The organism is Brevundimonas sp. AC546, assembly GCF_979258305.1.
Map to the genome: position 1 here is coordinate 338,004 of NZ_OZ409849.1, position 17,779 is coordinate 355,782.

The 17,779-nt window shown below is 66.2% G+C and carries 13 protein-coding genes; 5 read left to right on the forward strand and 8 right to left on the reverse strand.

Translation table 11 applies throughout. The annotated features are described in order from the left end of the window. The gene (locus tag ACZZZD_RS01700; RefSeq protein WP_463432066.1) at window positions 1-1,500 is read left to right on the forward strand and encodes a UxaA family hydrolase; all 1,500 of its coding nucleotides are present in this window, start codon (window positions 1-3) and stop codon (window positions 1,498-1,500) included. A gap of 101 nt (window positions 1,501-1,601) precedes the next feature. After that, window positions 1,602-2,990 carry a glycoside hydrolase family 28 protein gene (locus ACZZZD_RS01705; protein WP_463432068.1) on the forward strand — a complete coding sequence of 463 codons (1,389 nt, stop codon included), beginning with the start codon at window positions 1,602-1,604 and terminating at the stop codon, window positions 2,988-2,990. A 99-nt stretch (window positions 2,991-3,089) separates the two neighbouring features. On the opposite strand, the gene ACZZZD_RS01710 is transcribed toward ACZZZD_RS01705, so the two are convergent. The 8 genes from ACZZZD_RS01710 to rhmD all read right to left on the reverse strand — a co-directional run bounded on the left by ACZZZD_RS01710 (window position 3,090) and on the right by rhmD (window position 14,833). Beyond that, window positions 3,090-5,810 carry a TonB-dependent receptor gene (locus tag ACZZZD_RS01710; protein WP_463432070.1) on the reverse strand — a complete coding sequence of 907 codons (2,721 nt, stop codon included), beginning with the start codon at window positions 5,808-5,810 and terminating at the stop codon, window positions 3,090-3,092. 208 nt (window positions 5,811-6,018) lie between these two features. Next, on the reverse strand, window positions 6,019-7,473 hold the full coding sequence (locus ACZZZD_RS01715; RefSeq protein WP_463432072.1) for an oligogalacturonate lyase family protein: 1,455 nt from the start codon (window positions 7,471-7,473) through the stop codon (window positions 6,019-6,021). A gap of 29 nt (window positions 7,474-7,502) precedes the next feature. Further along, the gene (locus ACZZZD_RS01720) at window positions 7,503-9,785 is read right to left on the reverse strand and encodes a hypothetical protein (RefSeq protein WP_463432074.1); all 2,283 of its coding nucleotides are present in this window, start codon (window positions 9,783-9,785) and stop codon (window positions 7,503-7,505) included. After that, entirely contained in the window at window positions 9,785-11,050 is a 1,266-nt protein-coding gene (locus ACZZZD_RS01725) for a sugar MFS transporter (protein WP_463432076.1), read from the reverse strand. Before ACZZZD_RS01725 ends, ACZZZD_RS01720 begins: the two co-directional genes overlap by 1 nt. A 62-nt stretch (window positions 11,051-11,112) precedes the next feature. After that, window positions 11,113-12,015: an amidohydrolase family protein gene (locus ACZZZD_RS01730; RefSeq protein WP_463432078.1), complete on the reverse strand. Its 903-nt coding sequence runs from the start codon at window positions 12,013-12,015 to the stop codon at window positions 11,113-11,115. Between the two features lie 11 nt (window positions 12,016-12,026). Beyond that, a complete protein-coding gene (locus tag ACZZZD_RS01735) occupies window positions 12,027-12,776 on the reverse strand; it encodes an SDR family NAD(P)-dependent oxidoreductase (protein ID WP_463432080.1) in 750 nt (249 codons plus the stop codon). Beyond that, on the reverse strand, window positions 12,773-13,621 hold the full coding sequence (locus ACZZZD_RS01740; protein WP_463432082.1) for a fumarylacetoacetate hydrolase family protein: 849 nt from the start codon (window positions 13,619-13,621) through the stop codon (window positions 12,773-12,775). Before ACZZZD_RS01740 ends, ACZZZD_RS01735 begins: the two co-directional genes overlap by 4 nt. A gap of 18 nt (window positions 13,622-13,639) precedes the next feature. Next, a complete protein-coding gene (gene rhmD / locus ACZZZD_RS01745; RefSeq protein ID WP_463432084.1) occupies window positions 13,640-14,833 on the reverse strand; it encodes an L-rhamnonate dehydratase in 1,194 nt (397 codons plus the stop codon). Between the two features lie 140 nt (window positions 14,834-14,973). On the opposite strand from rhmD, the gene ACZZZD_RS01750 reads away from it, so the two are divergent. The 3 genes from ACZZZD_RS01750 to lldD are packed head-to-tail and all read left to right on the forward strand — an operon-like array spanning window position 14,974 to window position 17,709. Next, window positions 14,974-15,780, forward strand: a complete 807-nt coding sequence (locus ACZZZD_RS01750; protein WP_463432086.1) for an IclR family transcriptional regulator — start codon at window positions 14,974-14,976, stop codon at window positions 15,778-15,780. A 24-nt stretch (window positions 15,781-15,804) separates the two neighbouring features. Beyond that, window positions 15,805-16,566: an SDR family NAD(P)-dependent oxidoreductase gene (locus tag ACZZZD_RS01755; protein ID WP_463432088.1), complete on the forward strand. Its 762-nt coding sequence runs from the start codon at window positions 15,805-15,807 to the stop codon at window positions 16,564-16,566. Between the two features lie 9 nt (window positions 16,567-16,575). After that, on the forward strand, window positions 16,576-17,709 hold the full coding sequence (gene lldD, locus ACZZZD_RS01760; protein ID WP_463432090.1) for an FMN-dependent L-lactate dehydrogenase LldD: 1,134 nt from the start codon (window positions 16,576-16,578) through the stop codon (window positions 17,707-17,709). Window positions 17,710-17,779 lie beyond the last annotated feature (70 nt).

The following is a 17,779-nucleotide window of genomic DNA, read 5'->3' on the forward strand; positions in this document are numbered from 1 at the left end:
ATGTCTCGCGTCCTGATCCTTAACCCCGCCGACGATGTCGCCATCGCCCTGGACGACATCGTGACAGGCGACACGCCCGACGGTCTGGACGCGCCGGCGCGCGCCGACATCGCCACCGGGCACAAGATCGCTCGCCATGCGGTGGAGGAGGGCGGTCTGGTCCGCCGCTACGGTCAGGTCATCGGCCGCGCCAGGACCGCCATCGCGGCCGGGGATCACGTCCACGTCCACAACCTGGCCATGGCCGAGGACGGGCGTGAGGCTGAGGTCGGCGCCGACGTGCGTCCGCCCGCGCCGTTATCGGGCGCGACCTTCAACGGCATCGTTCGCCCGGACGGCCGGGTCGGCACCCGCAACTATATCGGCGTCCTGACCAGCGTGAACTGTTCGGCCACCGTTGCGCGCCGTATCGCCGACGCCTTCCCGGATTCCAGTCTGCCCGCAGGCGTCGATGGGGTGGTCGCCTTCACCCATCAGGGCGGATGCGGCGGGTCGTCGCTGTCCAGCGACGTGACCCTGCTGCAGCGGACTCTTGCGGGCTACGCGAGACATCCGAACTTCCATTCGATCCTGATCGTGGGCCTGGGATGCGAGGCCAACCAGATCCCCGCCTGGCTGGCCAACGAAGGCCTTCAATCCGGCCCGCATCTGCGCGCCCTGACCATCCAGGAGGCCGGCGGCACCGCCCGCGCTATCGAGGCCGGGACCGAGGTCGTGCGCGAACTGCTGGAAGAGGCCGCGCAGGTCCAGCGCCAACCCGTGTCGGCCTCGCATCTGACCGTCGGCCTGCAATGCGGCGGCTCGGACGGTTGGTCTGGCGTCACCGCCAACCCGGCCCTGGGCGCGGCGGTGGACCTGCTGGTCGCACACGGCGGCTCTGCCATGTTGTCGGAAACGCCCGAGATCTGGGGCGCCGAACACCTGCTGCTGCGGCGTGCGGCGTCGCAGGACGTGGCGGACAAGCTGAACGCGCGTCTGGCGTGGTGGCGCGACTATGCCGACCGCCATCAGATGGAGCTGAACAACAATCCGTCGCCCGGCAATCTGAAGGGCGGCCTGACCACCATCCTGGAGAAGTCTTTGGGGGCGGTGGCCAAGTCCGGTTCGACCCCCCTGAACGACGTGATCGGCTATGCCGAACCGCTGCAGGCCAAGGGGCTCAGCTTCATGGACAGCCCCGGTTACGACCCGTGCTCGGCCACGGGCCAGATCGCCTCGGGCGCCAATCTGATCGTCTTCACCACGGGCCGGGGTTCGGTCTTCGGCGCCAAGCCCGCCCCGTCGATCAAGGTCGCCTCCAACGCCAAACTGGCGAACTGGATGGACGGGGACATGGACATCGACGCCTCGCCCGTCCTGACCGGGACCCCGATGGCCGAGGTGGGCGCCGTCATCTTCCAGAAGATGCTGGACGTCGCCTCGGGCGAACCGTCCAAGTCCGAGGCCCTGGGCGTCGGGGACAACGAGTTCGTGCCCTGGCAGGTGGGGGCCTATCTCTGACGACTGCGACACGCGGGCGCTTGCGTCTCACGGCTTGCCCACTATCGTGGGATGGATAAGCATAATGTGAGACGCCGCGCAGGCGGCGAAGGAAAACGCTCATGCATCGTCGCTCCCTGCTTCAACTCGGCCTGACCGGGGCACTGGCTTCAGCCGCGCCCGCCTTCGCCCAGTCGGTCGGTCGCACCTTCGACGCCGCCGACTATGGCGCGGTCGGCGATGGCGTGACGATCAACACCCGCCCGATCCAGGCCGCCATCGACGCGGCGGCGGGGCAGGGTGGGGGCGTGGTGGTGCTGAAACCTGGCCTCTATCTGTCCGGGTCGCTGTTTGTGAAGTCGGGCGTGACCCTGTCGATCGGCCGTGGCGCGACCGTCCGGGGTCTTCAGGACATCGCCGCCTATCCGATGGTCCGCACCCGCGTCGCCGGGGTGGAGATGGATTGGCCCGCCGCCCTGCTGAACATCTATCAGCAGCAGAACGCCAAGATCACCGGCGAGGGCCTGGTCGATGGCGACGGCAAGGTCTTCTGGGACTCCTATTGGGCCATGCGTCGTGACTACGACCCGCGCGATCTGCGCTGGGCGGCCGACTACGATTGTCGTCGTCCCCGCCTGATCCACGTCTATGATTCGCAACAGGTCGAGGTTTCAGGCCTGAACCTGGCGCGATCGGGCTTCTGGACCGTCCACATCTGCTATTCGCGCGATGTGAAGGTCGCCGATCTGATCATCCGCAACAACCTGGGCGGCCGAGGCCCCTCGACGGACGGGATAGACATCGACTCGTCCGAGCGGGTGCTGGTCGAGCGTTGCGACCTGTCGGTCAACGACGACGCCATCTGCATCAAGGCCGGCCGCGACTGGGATGGGCTGCGCGTCGCCCGTCCGTGTCGTCAGGTGAAGATCCGCGACTGCATCGTCCGCGACGCTCTGGCCGGCATGACGTTCGGCTCGGAGACCTCGGGCGGTTTCGACGACATCGAGGTGTCGGGCCTGAGGATCGAGTATCCGGTGCCGCTCGGCATCTTCTTCAAGTCGGGCCATACGCGCGGCGGCGTGATTTCCAACATCCGCCTGCGCGACATCCATCTGCAGGACGTGCGGACGCTGATGCAGGTCAATCTGAACTGGTATCCGAACTACAGCTACGCCCAGATCCCGGCGGGCGTCGCCGATATCCCCGACTATTGGCGCGCCCTGGCCACGCCGGTTCCGCGCGAACAGGGCATCCCCCGCATCCACGACGTTCGCCTGTCGAACATCAAGGCCGTCGGCGGCAAGGTCGGCTTTGCGGCCGCCGCCTATCCCGAGGCGCCGCTGAAGGACTTCACATTCGAACGGCTGGACTGGGACGTGCAGGACGCAGGCGCCATCGCCAACGCCGAAAACTGGCGCTTCCGCGACTGCAACATCGACACCCTGGACGGCAAGGGCCCCAAGGTGACGGACTCGACGGGCGTCACCGGCCTGCGCCCACGGGTCGCCTGACCCCCGCCCGCAAACCTTCAGCACCGAACAAAAAGAAGGCCCGGAGCGGTTCGCTCCGGGCCTTTAGTCTATCGCGCTAGAAGCGTCAGGGAGGGAAGATCAGTACTTCCAGCGCAATCCCACGGCGATCTCTCGGCCGGTATGGCGGTAGTTCGAGACGCGGTCCGTCACATCGACGTAGCGGTCGTTGAACTCGTCGGACAGGTTCAGAGCTTCCAGAGAGAAGGTCAGGCTGTCGGTGATGTCATAGGACATGGAGGCGTCGAAGTTGACGGTGTCGTTGACGCCTTCTTCCGTGTTGCCGTTGCCGCCCGGGAAGGACAACAGGTAGCCGCTGCGATAGGCCGCCGAGACCCGCGCCTGGAAGCCATCGACCTCGTAGTACAGGGTCGTGTTGAAGGCGTTCTTCGACTGGTTCGTCAGCGGCCCCTTGCGGCCGTCGCCATAGGTCACCTCGGAGGTGACATAGGTGTAGTTGCCGATGAAGCCGAAGTTCGACCAGAAGCCGGGCAGGAAGGTGAAGGGCTGCTGGTACTGGATTTCCAGTCCGTGCAGCGAGCCGCCGTCGCCGTTGACCTTGCGAGTGACCTCGAAGTCTTCGTCCGGCGAGGCGGGCGTGCCGGCCAGCAGGCTGTCGTCGAGACCCAGGCTGCGCCACGGCACCACGTCGGTGATCGTGGTGATGAAGCTGTCGATCTCCTTGTAGAAGACCGCAGCCGCTAGCAGGCCCTCGTTCTGGAAATACCACTCGGCTGCCACGTCGAAGTTGGTGGCGCGGAAGGGTTCCAGCAGCGGGTTGCCATAGGACACGCGACGCGTTGGGGTGGACAGGCTGCCACCAGGGGTCAGGTCGCCCAGCGCGGGGCGCGACATCACCTTGGCGGCGCCGATGCGGATGACGACGTCGTCGCGCGGTTCGATGGCCAGGTTGAACGAGGGCAGGGTGTCCGCATACTCGTTTTCCACCGTGACGTAGTCGGTGTTCAGGAAGCCCTTGGACGTCGTCTCGGTGATCGCGCGACGAATGCCGGCGTTGCCGCGAACTGTCATCCCCAGGATTTGGGTGTTGAAGTCGGCCTGGACGAACAGACCCTTGTCCGTCTCCTCGACTTCGCGAATGCCGTTGTAGGTCGGCACCAGCGCATCGTCGAAGACGCTGAGGAACTCGTTGATCTTCCAGATGTCGGGAACGATGTAGTTCAGGTTCGATCCCGACGGGATGTCCAGCTTGCCGTCGATGCTGACGATCTTGCCCAGGGCGTCGACGCCCACGACCCGGTCCGCGCCCGACAGGACGGATACGGCCTGCTGCATGCCGAAGGTGTCGAAGCCGTAGGTACGATATTCGCCGCCGGCCTTGATCGTGAAGTCCGGCGTGTAGTCGTATTCGAGATTGCCCGCGAAGACGGCGTTCTCGAAGTTGGCCCCGCCCGTGCTCTTGCGGCGCTCGGTCAGGGTGAAGCGCGAACCCGACGTGACGTCGAAGCCGTAGTTGATCATCGGCAGGCGATCATCGCCCCGGAAGTCGTAAGTGAAGCCGTTCTGATCGTTGGCGTCGAACATGTAGGCGAACGACTGAGGCGTACGCGCTTCCGACTTGTTCGCGCCGATCTTCGCCGTGCCGCGCAGGCGGTCGGTGAACTCGTGACGCAGGTTCAGCGACGCCTGATAGAAGTTGCTTTCGTCGCGGGTGAAGCCGTTCTCGGAACGGATGTCGACACCGTCGAACACGCCGTAGGAGATAACGTTCTTATCGGCATCGATCTCATAGTCGCGAACGACAGTGTCGCGCACGCCGCCTGCAGCGCGGCTGAAGCTGATAGCCTCGATATTGGGGCTTTCGGCCTCGATGTTGAAGCGCGACCACAGCAGGTCCAGCACGACCTCAGTCCGGTCGGTGGGGCGCCATTGCAGAGACGTCGTGATACCCAGACGGTCTTCGTTGAATGTGCCGAAGGTGTAGCGGGGGATGCGCGGGTAGAAGGCATTCAGCAACTCGGTGCGCTGCCCGGTCGTGGTGCAGGGAATGCAGCCGGCGAAGTTGTTGCCGGCGCCATAGGCCAGCGACGGATCACCTGCCTGCCAACGTGTCGTGTTGAAGCTCTCGCTGATCGGCGCGCGTTCGGAGTAAGCGACCGAGACCAGCGCCCCGAAGGTGCGGCTGTCGTTCGACCAGCTCAGCAGGCCAGCCACGCGGGGGACAGTCTTTTCGGACAGGTCGTTGTAGGAGCCCTGGACCGACAGCGCGGAGTTGAAGCCGCTGCCGCTGAAGTCCAGGGGACGACCGGTCTGTAGGTCGACGGTGGCGCCCAGTGAGCCTTCTTCGATCTCGGCCGACTGGGTCTTGCGGACCTTGATGCTGTTGAACAGTTCGGACGCGAACATGGAGAAGTCGAAGCCGCGGTCGCGGCTGCCGCCATAGGCCGCCTGAGCCTCCAAACCATTGATCCGGACACGGGTGAAGTCGGCCCCGAGACCGCGCACCGAAATCCTGCGGCCTTGGCCGTTCTCGCGGTCGATGGTCACGCCGGGCAGGCGCTGGATGGCCTCGGCCAAATTCTGGTCGGGGAAGTCGGCGATGTCTTCAGCGAAGATGGCGTCGACGGCGCCGGCTTCCTGGCGCTTGATGTTCAGGGCCTGCTGAAGGCTGGAGCGGAAACCGGTGACGACGATTTCGTCGACGACGGTCGCGTCCTGAGCTGCATCTTCAACCGTCGGCTCGGCGACTGGGGCGGTCTGCGCCAGCGCCGACGAGGCGCCCATCAGGGCCGCCAGGGATACGCCAACGGCGCACAGAGTCCGGGTGTTGGTCCGTCGCATTCGTTCTCTCCCCATCCCGGCGTCAATCTGGCACCGGTGTCATTTTTTGGTATGCTGTCGCGCATAGTTGGATTGGCGACGTGCCGTTTATTGCAACAGCTTCCCGCATTTTGCAACCGGCCTGAATCGGAACCAAGACAATTGAGATAAAAGTCTCGACAAAACCTCGATAATTCAGGCCGGGGGCCTCGACAGATTGTCGATGTTTCTAGGCGCGGCGTTCGACTTCGACGGCATAGACGTGATTGGCGCCGTGCATGTTCGAAACGAAGACGATCCATTTGGCGTCCGGCGTGAAGGTCAGATTCGGCTCCAGCCGGTAGTCGTGGTTCGACAGGTCCACCAGCCGCTCCGAGCGCAGATACTCGACGAAGATCTGGTCGTCCTTGTCGCTGGACGGATCGGCATCGACGATCGGTTCGGGACGCAGCAGGACGATCCATTTGCCGTCCGGCGCATGGGCGACCATGTCGCCATCGCCGCCGTCGCCGGCGAACAGGCTGCCATCCGGCGAGACGTTGTAGTGGACGGACCAATCGTTTTGCTCAACCCGACGATAGACCCGACGGCCCGTTTCCAGATCGACCGAGGCGACCCAGAAGACCTGTCCGCGCGGGGTCTGCAGGTCATAGAGGACTTGTTTGCCGTCGGGGCTGAACCATTCATGTCCGAAGATCTCGAAGTTCATCGTCCGCTGGTGGGTCTTTCTCAGACCCGTGCCGTCAGCGCGGATGGCCCACATCCGGTCCACGCGGTGCCAGGGGCCTTCGTGGCAGAAGATGATCTGCTGCGGGTCGGTGGGCGAGAACTGGGTGTGTCCGATCCATTCGTTGGTCTTGTGGATCACGCGCCGCTCGCCCGTCGCCAGGTCGATGACGAAGATTTCCATCGGGTAGCGGGCGGCCCATCGCTGAAGCATCCGCACGCCCTTGGCGCGGGCGAAGTTCAGCGGCTTTCCGTCCGGCCCGTTGGCTTCGTATTCGGCCTGGTCGAAGCGGCGGTTGCGGGGGTCAGGCACGGTCGGCTGAAGCGGCTGGCTGTCATAGGCGACGAAGCCCAGCAGCAGGGTCTCGTCGGCGTTGACCGAGTTGATCTGGCCGTTGGGGATCCGGCCGATCTCGCGCCGTTGTTTGGTGTCGGCGTCGATAACGAACAGGGTTTTGGCGCGGTCCATCAGCTGGCCGTCGCCGGGCGCGGTGACCGAATAATAGACGTTGCGGCCCTTGCGGCCGGTGAACATCAGGTCGGCGTCGTGCTCGGGGACCAGAACGCTGACGGTCCAGGTCGCCAGATCGACGGTCGAGATGCCCTGGGGCGTCGAGATGACCATCAGGTCGGGCGCGCCGGCCTTGGGCGGCAGGAACATGTTCTTGTAGAAATAGGGCTTTCCGCCGCCGTCATCGGGCGAGACGCGGCGGATACGGTGGCCGGTCTTCGGATCGACCCACTCGGTCGGGACCGGGCCGTCCCAGCGCGGCCGCTCGACCGGCGTCTCCTGGGTCGAGGGCGGGGCGGTGTTGGGCGCGGGCCAGACCGGGATCTGGCCCGGCGCAGGCGGGGCTGCGGGCGCGGCCTGCCGGGCCTGAACGGTCGTCGTGGCGAAGGCGCCGACGGCGGGCGCCGCAAACAGGGTCTTCAGGGCGGTGCGTCTGGAGGTCGTCATTGGGGGCGTTCCTCTCGGTTCTGTCTTGATTACGGCGCGGGCGTCAGGCCTTCGACCCGGACGGTCCAGCCGTCCTTGGGAAAGCCGGGCGCGTGGCCGCTGGACCCGTCCCAGCCCGCCGCCATCAGGCCGACGGCCATCAGCAGCGACCCGTTGGACGGGAAATAGGTCTCGGCGGCGCGGCGATAGCCGGGACCGTCGGGATTGACCGCCATCTTGACGCCGCCTGCCCCGGCCGAGACAGGGACGAGTTCGTCCGCGTGCTCGTCCAGGTGGACGCGCGGGGTCATGCCTGTGACGCCCCACTGGTTGTTCTTCAGGTCAGCGAACAGCCAGTCGACGGCCTTGTCCGGCTCGCCGATGCGGGCGGCGGTCATGGCCATCATTGGGAAGTCCCAGCCCCAGGTCTGGCGCACGTCCCAGTTCTGCTCCACCGCCTCGAAGGTGCGGCGCATGGCGGCGGGGTCGATCCGCGCGCCAGGAATGAAGCCATAGGCCATCAGGAAGGAGGGGTGGTCGCGGTTCTTGCACTGGGCCGCCGCCGCGTGCTTGCGGCAGGCGTCCGACATGGCCGTCTCCCAGAAGTCCGGCAGGTTCTCGATCGGCAGATACAGGCCGTCCTTCATCGGCGGCGGCGCGATCCTGGCCAGGGCCTGATCCCAGTCGGCGCGGCGGGCCTGGCCCTTGCGTTCGCGCCACTGTTGCGCGGTTTCCAGGGCCCAGCGGAAATACTCGACCTCGAAGGTCGGGTTCACCGTGGTCAGGGGATCGTAGTTCTCCTGCGCCGGGATCATCGGCGCGCCCAGGTTCAGGCGGCCGTCGTGTTCGATGGGCCAGGAGGCCAGCAGGTCGGCGGTCGCCTCGACCACCTCGCCGTATCGATCCAGCACGGCCGGATCCTTCTCGGCGCGCCAGACCAGTTCGGCCAGGAGGATCGGGTGCGGCTGCTGCCACATGATGAAGGGCGAGACTAGGCTGGGACTGTTGCGGCCCTCGGGCCCGACCATCTTGGGCCACCAGGCGCCCTTCACATGGTGGCGGGCGGCCTCGGCGCGGGCGTGATCCAGATTGCCGACATACCAGGGCAGGCTGCGCTCCAGCATGTCGGGATGGCCCCACATGGCCTGCCAGCCGGAATGCCAGGGGTGCATTTCCAGGTGGAACTTGCCGTACCAGCTGTTGGAGAACAGGCCCTCTTCCTGCGGGGGCAGTTCGCCGCCGCCGTTAACGGCCGACAGGTATTGCGACAGGATCACGCGGCGCTCCAGCTCGGCCGCGCGAGGGTCGGTGGAGCCGGTGAAATCGACGGCGCCGCCCTGGGTCCAGAAGCCGTTCCAGTGTGCGGTGGTCGCCTGGGCGACAGCGCTGTAGGCGGGCGTCGCTGGCGTTTGGGCCTGCTGATCGAAACGGACCATGACGGTCAATCGGTCGCGACCAGCGGCGGCCACGCGGAAGGCGTCGGCGCCGCTCTGCTCGATCTTACCGGAAGCGGTGATGCCTGAATAATAGGTGCTGTCGTCCAGGGTGCGGCGGATGTGGACGTCGCCCGTGTCGTAGGCGACGATGTTCAGGCTTTGCGCGCCAGAGGCCTCGAACGTCGTCGGGTCAGGGTTGATGGCCGGGTTCACGCCGGGATAGCGGACCTGGACGCCCAAGCCCTGGGCGGCCACCAAAGGTGAGGCGATCTCGACCATGACCATGTCCAGCGTCGGGTGGACGCGGGTCACGACCTCGACGGGCTGGCCGTCATAGGTGAAGCGGCTGGTCAGGGCGCCGGACCACAGGTCCAGCGTCTGGCGCGTGTCGGCGACCTTGGCGAAGTCCAGCGGCTTGCCGTCGGCGAAGATCAGGCCGATGCGACTGAGCGAGAACCGATGTGGATTGGCCCGCAGCCAGGTGTAGGCGGGCTGGGTCTCGGCCACGGCCCAGGACTTCATCCAGGCATAGGGCTGCTCGCCCCGACCCGGCACGGGCACGTCGATCAGGCCGTCCTGCTCGGTATAGCCGTTCGGATTGGGAAAGCTGTGCCAGGCCCACTGGGCCATGGTCAGCAGGGGCGCGAGCTCCGAATACTGTTCCGGAAAGGTCTGAAGCCCGGTGATGTCGGCGGTGAAGCCCAGGTCGCCGTTGCCCAGCATGATCGGCGCGTGTCGATCGATGGCGGTCAGGGTCACATTGTGACGCGAGACCAGGGCGTGGCGGTCAATCGGCGCGGCGGGCGCCACGGCCGCGGTGGGCGCGGTGGTCTGGGCACAGGCGGCCGTGGGACCGGCGAGCAGGGTGAAAACGAGGAGGGCGGTGCGCAGGCGCATCAGGCGGCGTCCTTCTTCAGTCCCAGGCCGGCGCCCTTCCAGCCGTACCAGGCGACGACGGCGAAGCAGACGGCGGGCATCAGGAAGGCGACGTTGGCGCCGTAGAGGTCGGCGACCTTGCCCATGGGCCAGGGCAGCAGCACGCCGCCGCCGATGGCCATGACCATCAGGGACGAGGCCTTCTTGGTTCCGGCGCCCAGGCCGGTGGTGCCCAGGGCGAAGATGGTGGCGAACATGGTGGACATGAAGAAGAAGACGGCCAGCAGGGCGATGGGCGAGACCTTGTCGATGCCGGCGGCGACGACCAGCGTCAGGACCACGTTGATCACGCCATAGGTGGTCAGCAGGACGCGGGGCTTGACCTTCAGCAACAGGGCGGTGGCGAAGAAGCGCCCGACAAGATAGCCGATGGCCGCCAGAGACAGCATGAAGGCGCCCTGCTGCGAGGTCAGGCCCTGCCAGTTGTGGGTCACCAGATTGATGAAATAGGCGCCGATGCCGACCTGGGCGCCGATGTAGAGGGCCTGGGTGATGACGCCGGCGATGAAGTGCGGCTGTTTGGACAGGGGCAGGGCGGGGGCGTCGCCCGCTACCGCGCCGCCGTGGTCCGACAGGCCGGTTTCGGGCAGGCGAGCGCGCCAGACGGCGATGGCGAACAGGACCACCCCGACGGCGATCAGCCCATAGACGATCTGGATCGAGCGCGTCGCGCCGCCCAGGGCTTCGGTCGTCGTCGGGCTGAAGAAGACCGCACCGCCGATCAGCGGGCCGAAGAAAACGCCCAGGGCGTTGAACGACTGGGCCAGGTTCAGACGCTGCGACGCCTTGGCCGGATCGCCCAGCACGTTGACGTAGGTGTCGGCGCTGGTCTCCAGGATGCACAGGCCCGCGGCGAGGACGAACATCGAGCCGACGAAGGGCAGGAAGGCGCCCGCGCCCGCCGCTGGGATGAACAACAGTGCGCCGATAGCGGTGACCGCCAGGCCCGACACGATGCCGAACTTGTAGCCCCGCGCATGCAGCAGCATGCCCGCCGGGATCGACAGCAGCAGATAGGCCCCGAAATAGGCGATCTGCAGCCAGGCGCTGTCGGCCTGGCTGATGCTCAGCGTCTCCTGGAAATGCTTGTTCAGCACGTCCAGCAGGCCATAGGCCAGGCCCCAGATCAGGAAGCAGGCGATGGCGAAGGCCAGCGGGCCCTTGAGCGAACCGGCGGGCTTATCGAGGCCTCCGGGGGTGTGTGCGGCGTCGGTCTCGATGACCATGGGATACTCTCCTGGATGTCCTCGGGGCCTAGCCGTCTTTGCGCGGCTTCGGCGGAAGGGGGCTAGATGCGGTAGATCGCCTCGGCGTTGGCGGCGAACAGGCGGTCGCGCTCATCGGCCGAGAAGTCGGCCGTGATTGCGTCGAAGGCGGAGTAGAAGGCGTCGAAGGTTCCGTGCACGCTTTCGACGGGGAAGTCGGAGGCGAACATGGCGCGCTCGATCCCGAAGGCGTCGATGCATTCCAGAACGGTCGGGCGAATGCTGTCGGGCGTCCAGGCGCGGTCTGTGATGCCCAGGCCCGAGATCTTGATCGAGACCTGGGGCTGGGCGGCCAAGAGGCGTAGGCCGATCCGCCAGCGTTCCATGCCGAGGTCGTTGCGGTCGGTCGGCAGGCCGGCGTGATTGACGATCATGGGGATGTCGGGATTGCGCGCCGCGACGATGGCGGCGGTCGCCATCTGCGACGAATAGAGCTGCAGGTCGAAGGACAGGCCATGGCGGGCCAGCTTGGCGAACCCCTCGACCCACTGCGGATCGCGCAGCAGGTCGCGGTCGGTATAGGTCTTCAGCGGATCCTCGTGCCAGCAGAGGATCTGGCGCACGCCGCGCACGTTCGGTCGGGCCGCGTGGGCCTCCAGCAGGGCGTCGAGGTCGGGATCCAGCAGGTCGGCGCCGGCGACGATGGCGTGCGGGTAGCCGCGGTCATCGGCCAGGGACTGAAGCCAGTCGGTCTCGGCCAACTGCTGGCCCACCGGCTGGCCGGCCTCGACGTGGACGATCTTGTCCACGCGCCAGCCGGCCGTGTCGGCCAGATAGTCGTCCAGCAGATAGTTCGCGTTGGCGATGGGGCTCATGTCCCCTGCCGGATTGTTCGGCAGGGGATCGTCCTGAAGCCAGCCATAACGCGCACGCGACAGGTCCCACAGGTGGACGTGGCCGTCGACGATGCGAAGATCCGAAGCCACCCGCACGCGCCCTAGTACGTCGTGCGTCCGCCGGACGTGTCGAACGTCGAGGCGGTGGTGAAGCTGCATTCTTCCGAGGCCATAAAGCAGACCATGGCGGCGCTCTCGTCGACCTCGCCCAGGCGGCCCATCGGAATCTTGGAGCGCATGTAGTCGACCTGGCTTTGCGGCATCTGGGCCAGGATCGGGCTTTCGAAGGTGGCGGGGGTCAGGCTGTTGGCGATGACGCCCTTGCCGGCCAGTTCCTTGCCCAGCGACTTGGTGAAGCCGATGACGCCGGCCTTGGACGCCGAATAGGCGCTGGCGTTGGGATTGCCTTCCTTGCCCGCGACCGAGGCCACATTGACGATGCGGCCATAGCCGTTGGCCAGCATAAAGGGCACGATGGCGCGCGAGCAGTAGAAGACGCCGTTCAGGTTGATGTCGACGACCCGCTTCCAGCTGTCGATCGGGAACTCTTGGACCGGCACGGTGGCGCCTGTGATCCCGGCTGAGGCGACCAGAATGTCGATCCGGCCCAGGGCCTTGTTCGATTCCTCGGCCGCTGCAGCGACGGCGTCCGCGTCGGACACGTCCAGGGCCACGACGTGGGTCGCGCCGACCTCTTCGGCCGCCGCCTTCAGCGCGTCGGCGTTCAGGTCCCACAGCACGACCTTACCGCCCTCTGCGACGATGCGGGCGGCCGAGGCCTTGCCCAGGCCCGAGGCGCCGCCAGTGACGACGGCGGTGCGGCCCGCGAAGCGGCCTTGATAAGCGCTCATCGCGTCCACTCCACGAAGGTCTGGCCCTGTTCGCCGAGCTTCTGGATGCCCAAACGAACCGTGTCGCCGGCCTTCAGATAGAGCGGCGGCTTCTGACCCAGGCCCACACCCGGAGGAGTGCCGGTAGTGATCAGGTCGCCGGGTTCCAGCGTCATGAACTCCGACAGATAGGAGACGATCTCGGCGACGCCGAAGATCATGGTCTTGGTGTTGCCGGTCTGCATGCGCTTGCCGTTCAGGTCTAGCCACATGTCCAGATTCTGGACGTCGCCCACCTCGTCGGTCGTGACGATCCACGGGCCGACGGGGCCGAAGGTGTCGCAGCCCTTGCCCTTGTCCCAGGTGCCGCCGCGCTCGGTCTGGAAGGCGCGCTCGGACACGTCGTTGATCAGCACATAGCCGGCGACGTGATCCAGCGCCCCGTCCTGGGTGACATAGGTGGCGGGCTTGCCGATCACGATGCCCAGTTCGACTTCCCAGTCTGTCTTTTCCGAACCGCGCGGAATGATGACGTCGTCGTTCGGGCCGTTCAGGCAGGTGATGGCCTTGGTGAAGACGACGGGTTCGCCCGGGATGGGCAGGTTGGATTCGGCGGCATGGTCAGCGAAGTTCAGGCCGATGGCGATGAACTTGCGGCTGCCGTTCACCGGCACGCCGTAGCGGGGTTCGCCCGCGACGAGGGGCAGGGTGGTCGGGTCGATGGCCTTCAGCGCTTCGAGCGCCGCGCCATGCAGTTGGTCCGGCGTGATGTCGGCGACGACGCCCGACAGGTCGCGGATGCGCCCGTCGGCGTCCAGCGTGCCCGGCTTTTCCTGGCCCCTGGGGCCATAACGCAACAGTTTCATTCTTGAGTGTCTTTCGTCTTAGCGCGCGTAGGGGCGATGCAGGGCGATGTCGCGGTTCAGCTCGACGCCGAAGCCGGGCGCATCCGGCACCTTGAGCTTGCCGTTCATCGGAACCGGTTCGCCGATCAGCTGGGGGTGGAACATGGGCACGACCTCGTCGGCGCCGGGGGCCATCATCAGGAACTCCGCGAACGGGCTGTTATGGCGCGTCACGACGAAGTGGTAGGAATAGACGCTGGATCCGTGTGGGATCATCAGCACGCCCTTGGCGTCGGCCATGGCGGAGATCTTGATCAGTTCGGTCACGCCACCGCACCAGCCCACGTCCGGCTGGATGATGTCGCAGCACTCCATTTCCAGCAGCATGCGGAAGCCCCAGCGGGTGGCCTCATGCTCGCCGGTGGTGACCAGCATCCCCTTGGGCGCGGCCTTCTTGAGCGCCTGATAGCCCCAGTAGTCGTCGGGGCTCAACGCCTCCTCGATCCACTTCAGACCCAGCTTGTGGGCTTCGTGGGCGAGGCGGGTGGCGTAGTTGAGATCGAGCGCCATCCAGCAGTCGAACATCAGCCAGAAGTCGTCACCGCAGGCGTTCCGCATGGCTTCAAGTTCGGCGAGGTTCTTGCGCAGCCCCTCCTCACCCTCTGCGGGTGCGTGGTGCAGCGGCATCTTGCCGCCGATAAAGCCGAGCTCCTTGGCTTTGTCGGGCCGGGCGCCGGTGGCGTAGAAGGTCAGTTCGTCGCGCACCGCTCCGCCCAGCATGGCGAACACCGGCTCCTGACGCAGACGACCCAGCAAATCCCACAGCGCCAGATCGACGCCGGAGATGGCGTTCACCACCAGGCCCTTGCGGCCATAGTACTGGGTCGAGAAATACATCTGGTCCCAGATCTTCTCGACCTCGGACGGATCGCGCCCTTCCAGGAAGCGGGCCAGGTGTTTTTCGACGATATAGGCGGCAGGTTCGCCGCCGGTCGTGACCGCGAACCCGACCACGCCGTTCTCGGCCTCGATCTCGACGACCAGGGTGCCCAGCACATTGATGCCGAAGCTGCGACGGCTTTGGCGATACTCGGGATATTTGGCCATCGGCGTGGCGATATGGTCGTCGATCCAGTGGCCGTCGCCCTGGTCATGATAGTCGGCGCCGCCCCCGGTTCCGTCGTTCTTCACGACGAAGGCGCGAACGTGCTTGATCTTCGGCAGGCGGCTCATTGAGAAATCACCGGCATTTGGTGATTTGCTCCCATCATGCGGGATTTCACTGGCTTTCCTCCGTGCGCCGCGTCAAACTCGATCCCGTTCCCCGGACAAGCTTGCGTGTTTTGCTACATTCTGAGAATGAGGATTACGAAATGGGACGAGTGGCGTCAATCAAGACCGCACAGGTCGATGGGGAAGAAGAGGTCGGCGCCAAGGCGTCCGGCAGTCAGACCCTGCTGCGCGGCCTGGACGTGATCGACGCCCTGATGGAAGGCTCCCTGCCTCTGGCCGAGTTGTCCGAAAAGCTGGACCTGACCCGCAGCACGACGCACCGCCTGGCCTCGGCCCTGGTGGATCGTCGCCTGCTGTCGTTCCGTCCGCGCGAGGGCTACAGCCTGGGCCCGAAACTGCTGGAGCTGGGCCATGCCGCTAGCCAGCAGATGCACTTGCCGCGCGTCGCCCGGCCCTGGCTGGAGCAACTGTCGGCCCAGACCGACGATACGGTTCACCTGGGCGTGCTGGACGGCCGCCACGCCCTTTATCTGGACAAGGTCGCCGGTCGCCGCCGCATCAACATCGGCTCGCGCCTGGGCGAACGGCATCCGATCGCCTCGACCGGCCTGGGCAAGGCCCTGATTCTCGACAAGTCCGAGCCGGACTGGATCGACTTCTATGCGCCGGAGGGCGCGCCCTATGATTCGTCGGCCCGCGCCGTCTGGCTGGAGCGGATGCACGGGTACGCCCAAAAGGGCTACGCTTTCGACCTGGAAGAGAACGAGGACCAGATCCGCTGCGTCGCCGCCCCGATCCGCTCGGTGGACGGCCATATCGTCGCCGCGCTCAGTGTCTCCTCGGCCGCCCAATACATGTCCGACACCCGGATGACGGAACTGACCAAGACCGTCACCGACGCCGCCAACGCCATCAGCGCCGACCTCGGTTGGTTGCCGAAACCCTGAACACAGTGAAACGCCGGAGCCCGCATGCTGCTTGAGAACAAGGTCGTCCTGATCACGGGCGCATCGCGGGGTATCGGACGGGCTACGGCGATCGAGGCCGCACGCCAGGGCGCCAACGTCGCCATCAACACCTACAAGGACGACGCCGTGGCCGCCGAGGTGGTCGCCGAGATCGAATCGCTGGGCCGCAAGGCCATCGTGATCGACGCCGACGTGGCCCAGCCGGACAGCGCGACGACCTTCGTGGACGCGGCGGTCGAGGCCTTCGGGCGCGTGGACGTCTTCGTGTCCAACGCGGGCATCTGTCCGTTTCATGCCTTCCTCGACATGCCGGTCGAGACCCTGCGCCGCACGATGGAGGTCAATCTCCATGGCGCCTATTTCATGACCCAGGCGGCGGCCAACCAGATGGTCAAGCAAGGGGAGGGGGGATCGATCGTCGCCATCAGCTCGATCTCGGCCCTGGTCGGCGGCGAGATGCAGACCCACTACACCCCGACCAAGGCGGGGGTGCACAGCCTGATGCAGTCCTGCGCCGTCGCCCTTGGGCGTCACGGCATCCGCTGCAACTCGGTCCTGCCCGGCACCATCGCCACCGACATCAACAAGGACGATCTCGCGGACCCGGCCAAGCGCGAATATATGGAAGGCCGCATCCCGCTGGGCCGTCTGGGCAGGCCTGAGGATATCGCCTCGGTCGTCGCCTTCCTGGCCTCGGACATGGCGAGCTATATGTCCGGCGCGGCCCTGCTGGTCGACGGCGGCGCCTTCGCCAACTTCCAGTAGGACGGGCGCGTGATCATCTCGTCGCCGGGCGATTACCGAGAGGCGGCGCGGCGCAAGCTGCCGCCCTTCCTGTTCCACTATATCGACGGCGGCGCCTACGCCGAGCAGACCCTGCGCCGCAACGTCGAGGACTGGCAGGCCATCGCCCTTCGCCAGCGCGTGCTGCAGGACATGACCAGCCTCAGCCTAGAAACCCGGCTGTTCGACGAGACCCTGCGCCTGCCGATCATTCTGGCGCCCGTCGGCCTGACCGGCATGTACGCCCGGCGCGGCGAGGTCCAGGCGGCCAAGGCGGCGGCGTCGCGCGGCGTGCCCTTCACCCTGTCCACCGTCTCGGTCTGTCCGATCGAGGAGGTGGCGCCCGCTATTGATCGGCCTATGTGGTTCCAGCTCTATGTGCTGCGCGACCGGGGCTTCATGCGGAATGCGCTGGAGCGGGCAAAGGCGGCGGGGGTGAAGACTTTGGTCTTCACCGTCGATATGCCGACGCCCGGCGCCCGCTACCGCGACGCCCATTCGGGCATGAGCGGCGCCAACGCCGAGATCCGCCGCATGGTCCAGGCCATGACGCACCCAGCCTGGGCCTGGGATGTGGGGCTGAACGGACGGCCGCACGATCTGGGCAATGTGTCGGCCTATCTGGGCAAGCCGACGGGCCTGGCCGACTACATCGGGTGGTTGGCCAACAACTTCGATCCGTCGATCTCGTGGAAAGACCTGCAATGGATCCGAGATTTCTGGGACGGGCCGATGGTCATCAAGGGCATTCTGGATGCCCAGGACGCCCGTGACGCGGTCAGCTTCGGCGCCGACGGCATCGTGGTGTCGAACCATGGCGGGCGTCAGCTGGATGGGGTGCTGTCGTCCGCCCGCGCCCTGCCAGCCATCGCCGAGGCGGTGAAGGGCGACCTGAAGATCCTGGTCGATTCCGGCATTCGCAACGGCCTGGACGTGGTGCGCGCCATCGCCCTGGGCGCCGACGCCGTCCTGCTGGGGCGGGCCTTTGTCTATGCGTTGGCGGCGGGGGGCGAGGCCGGCGTCGGCAATCTGCTCGACCTGTTCGAGAAAGAGATGCGGGTGGCGATGACGTTGACCGGGGCGAAGTCGGTTGGCGGGATCACGCGGGACATGCTGGCGCTCTGACCAAGCGGTCGCATTCCTGAACTCGTCATCCTCGCCCTCGTGGCGAGGATCCAAACTCCCGGTGCATCCG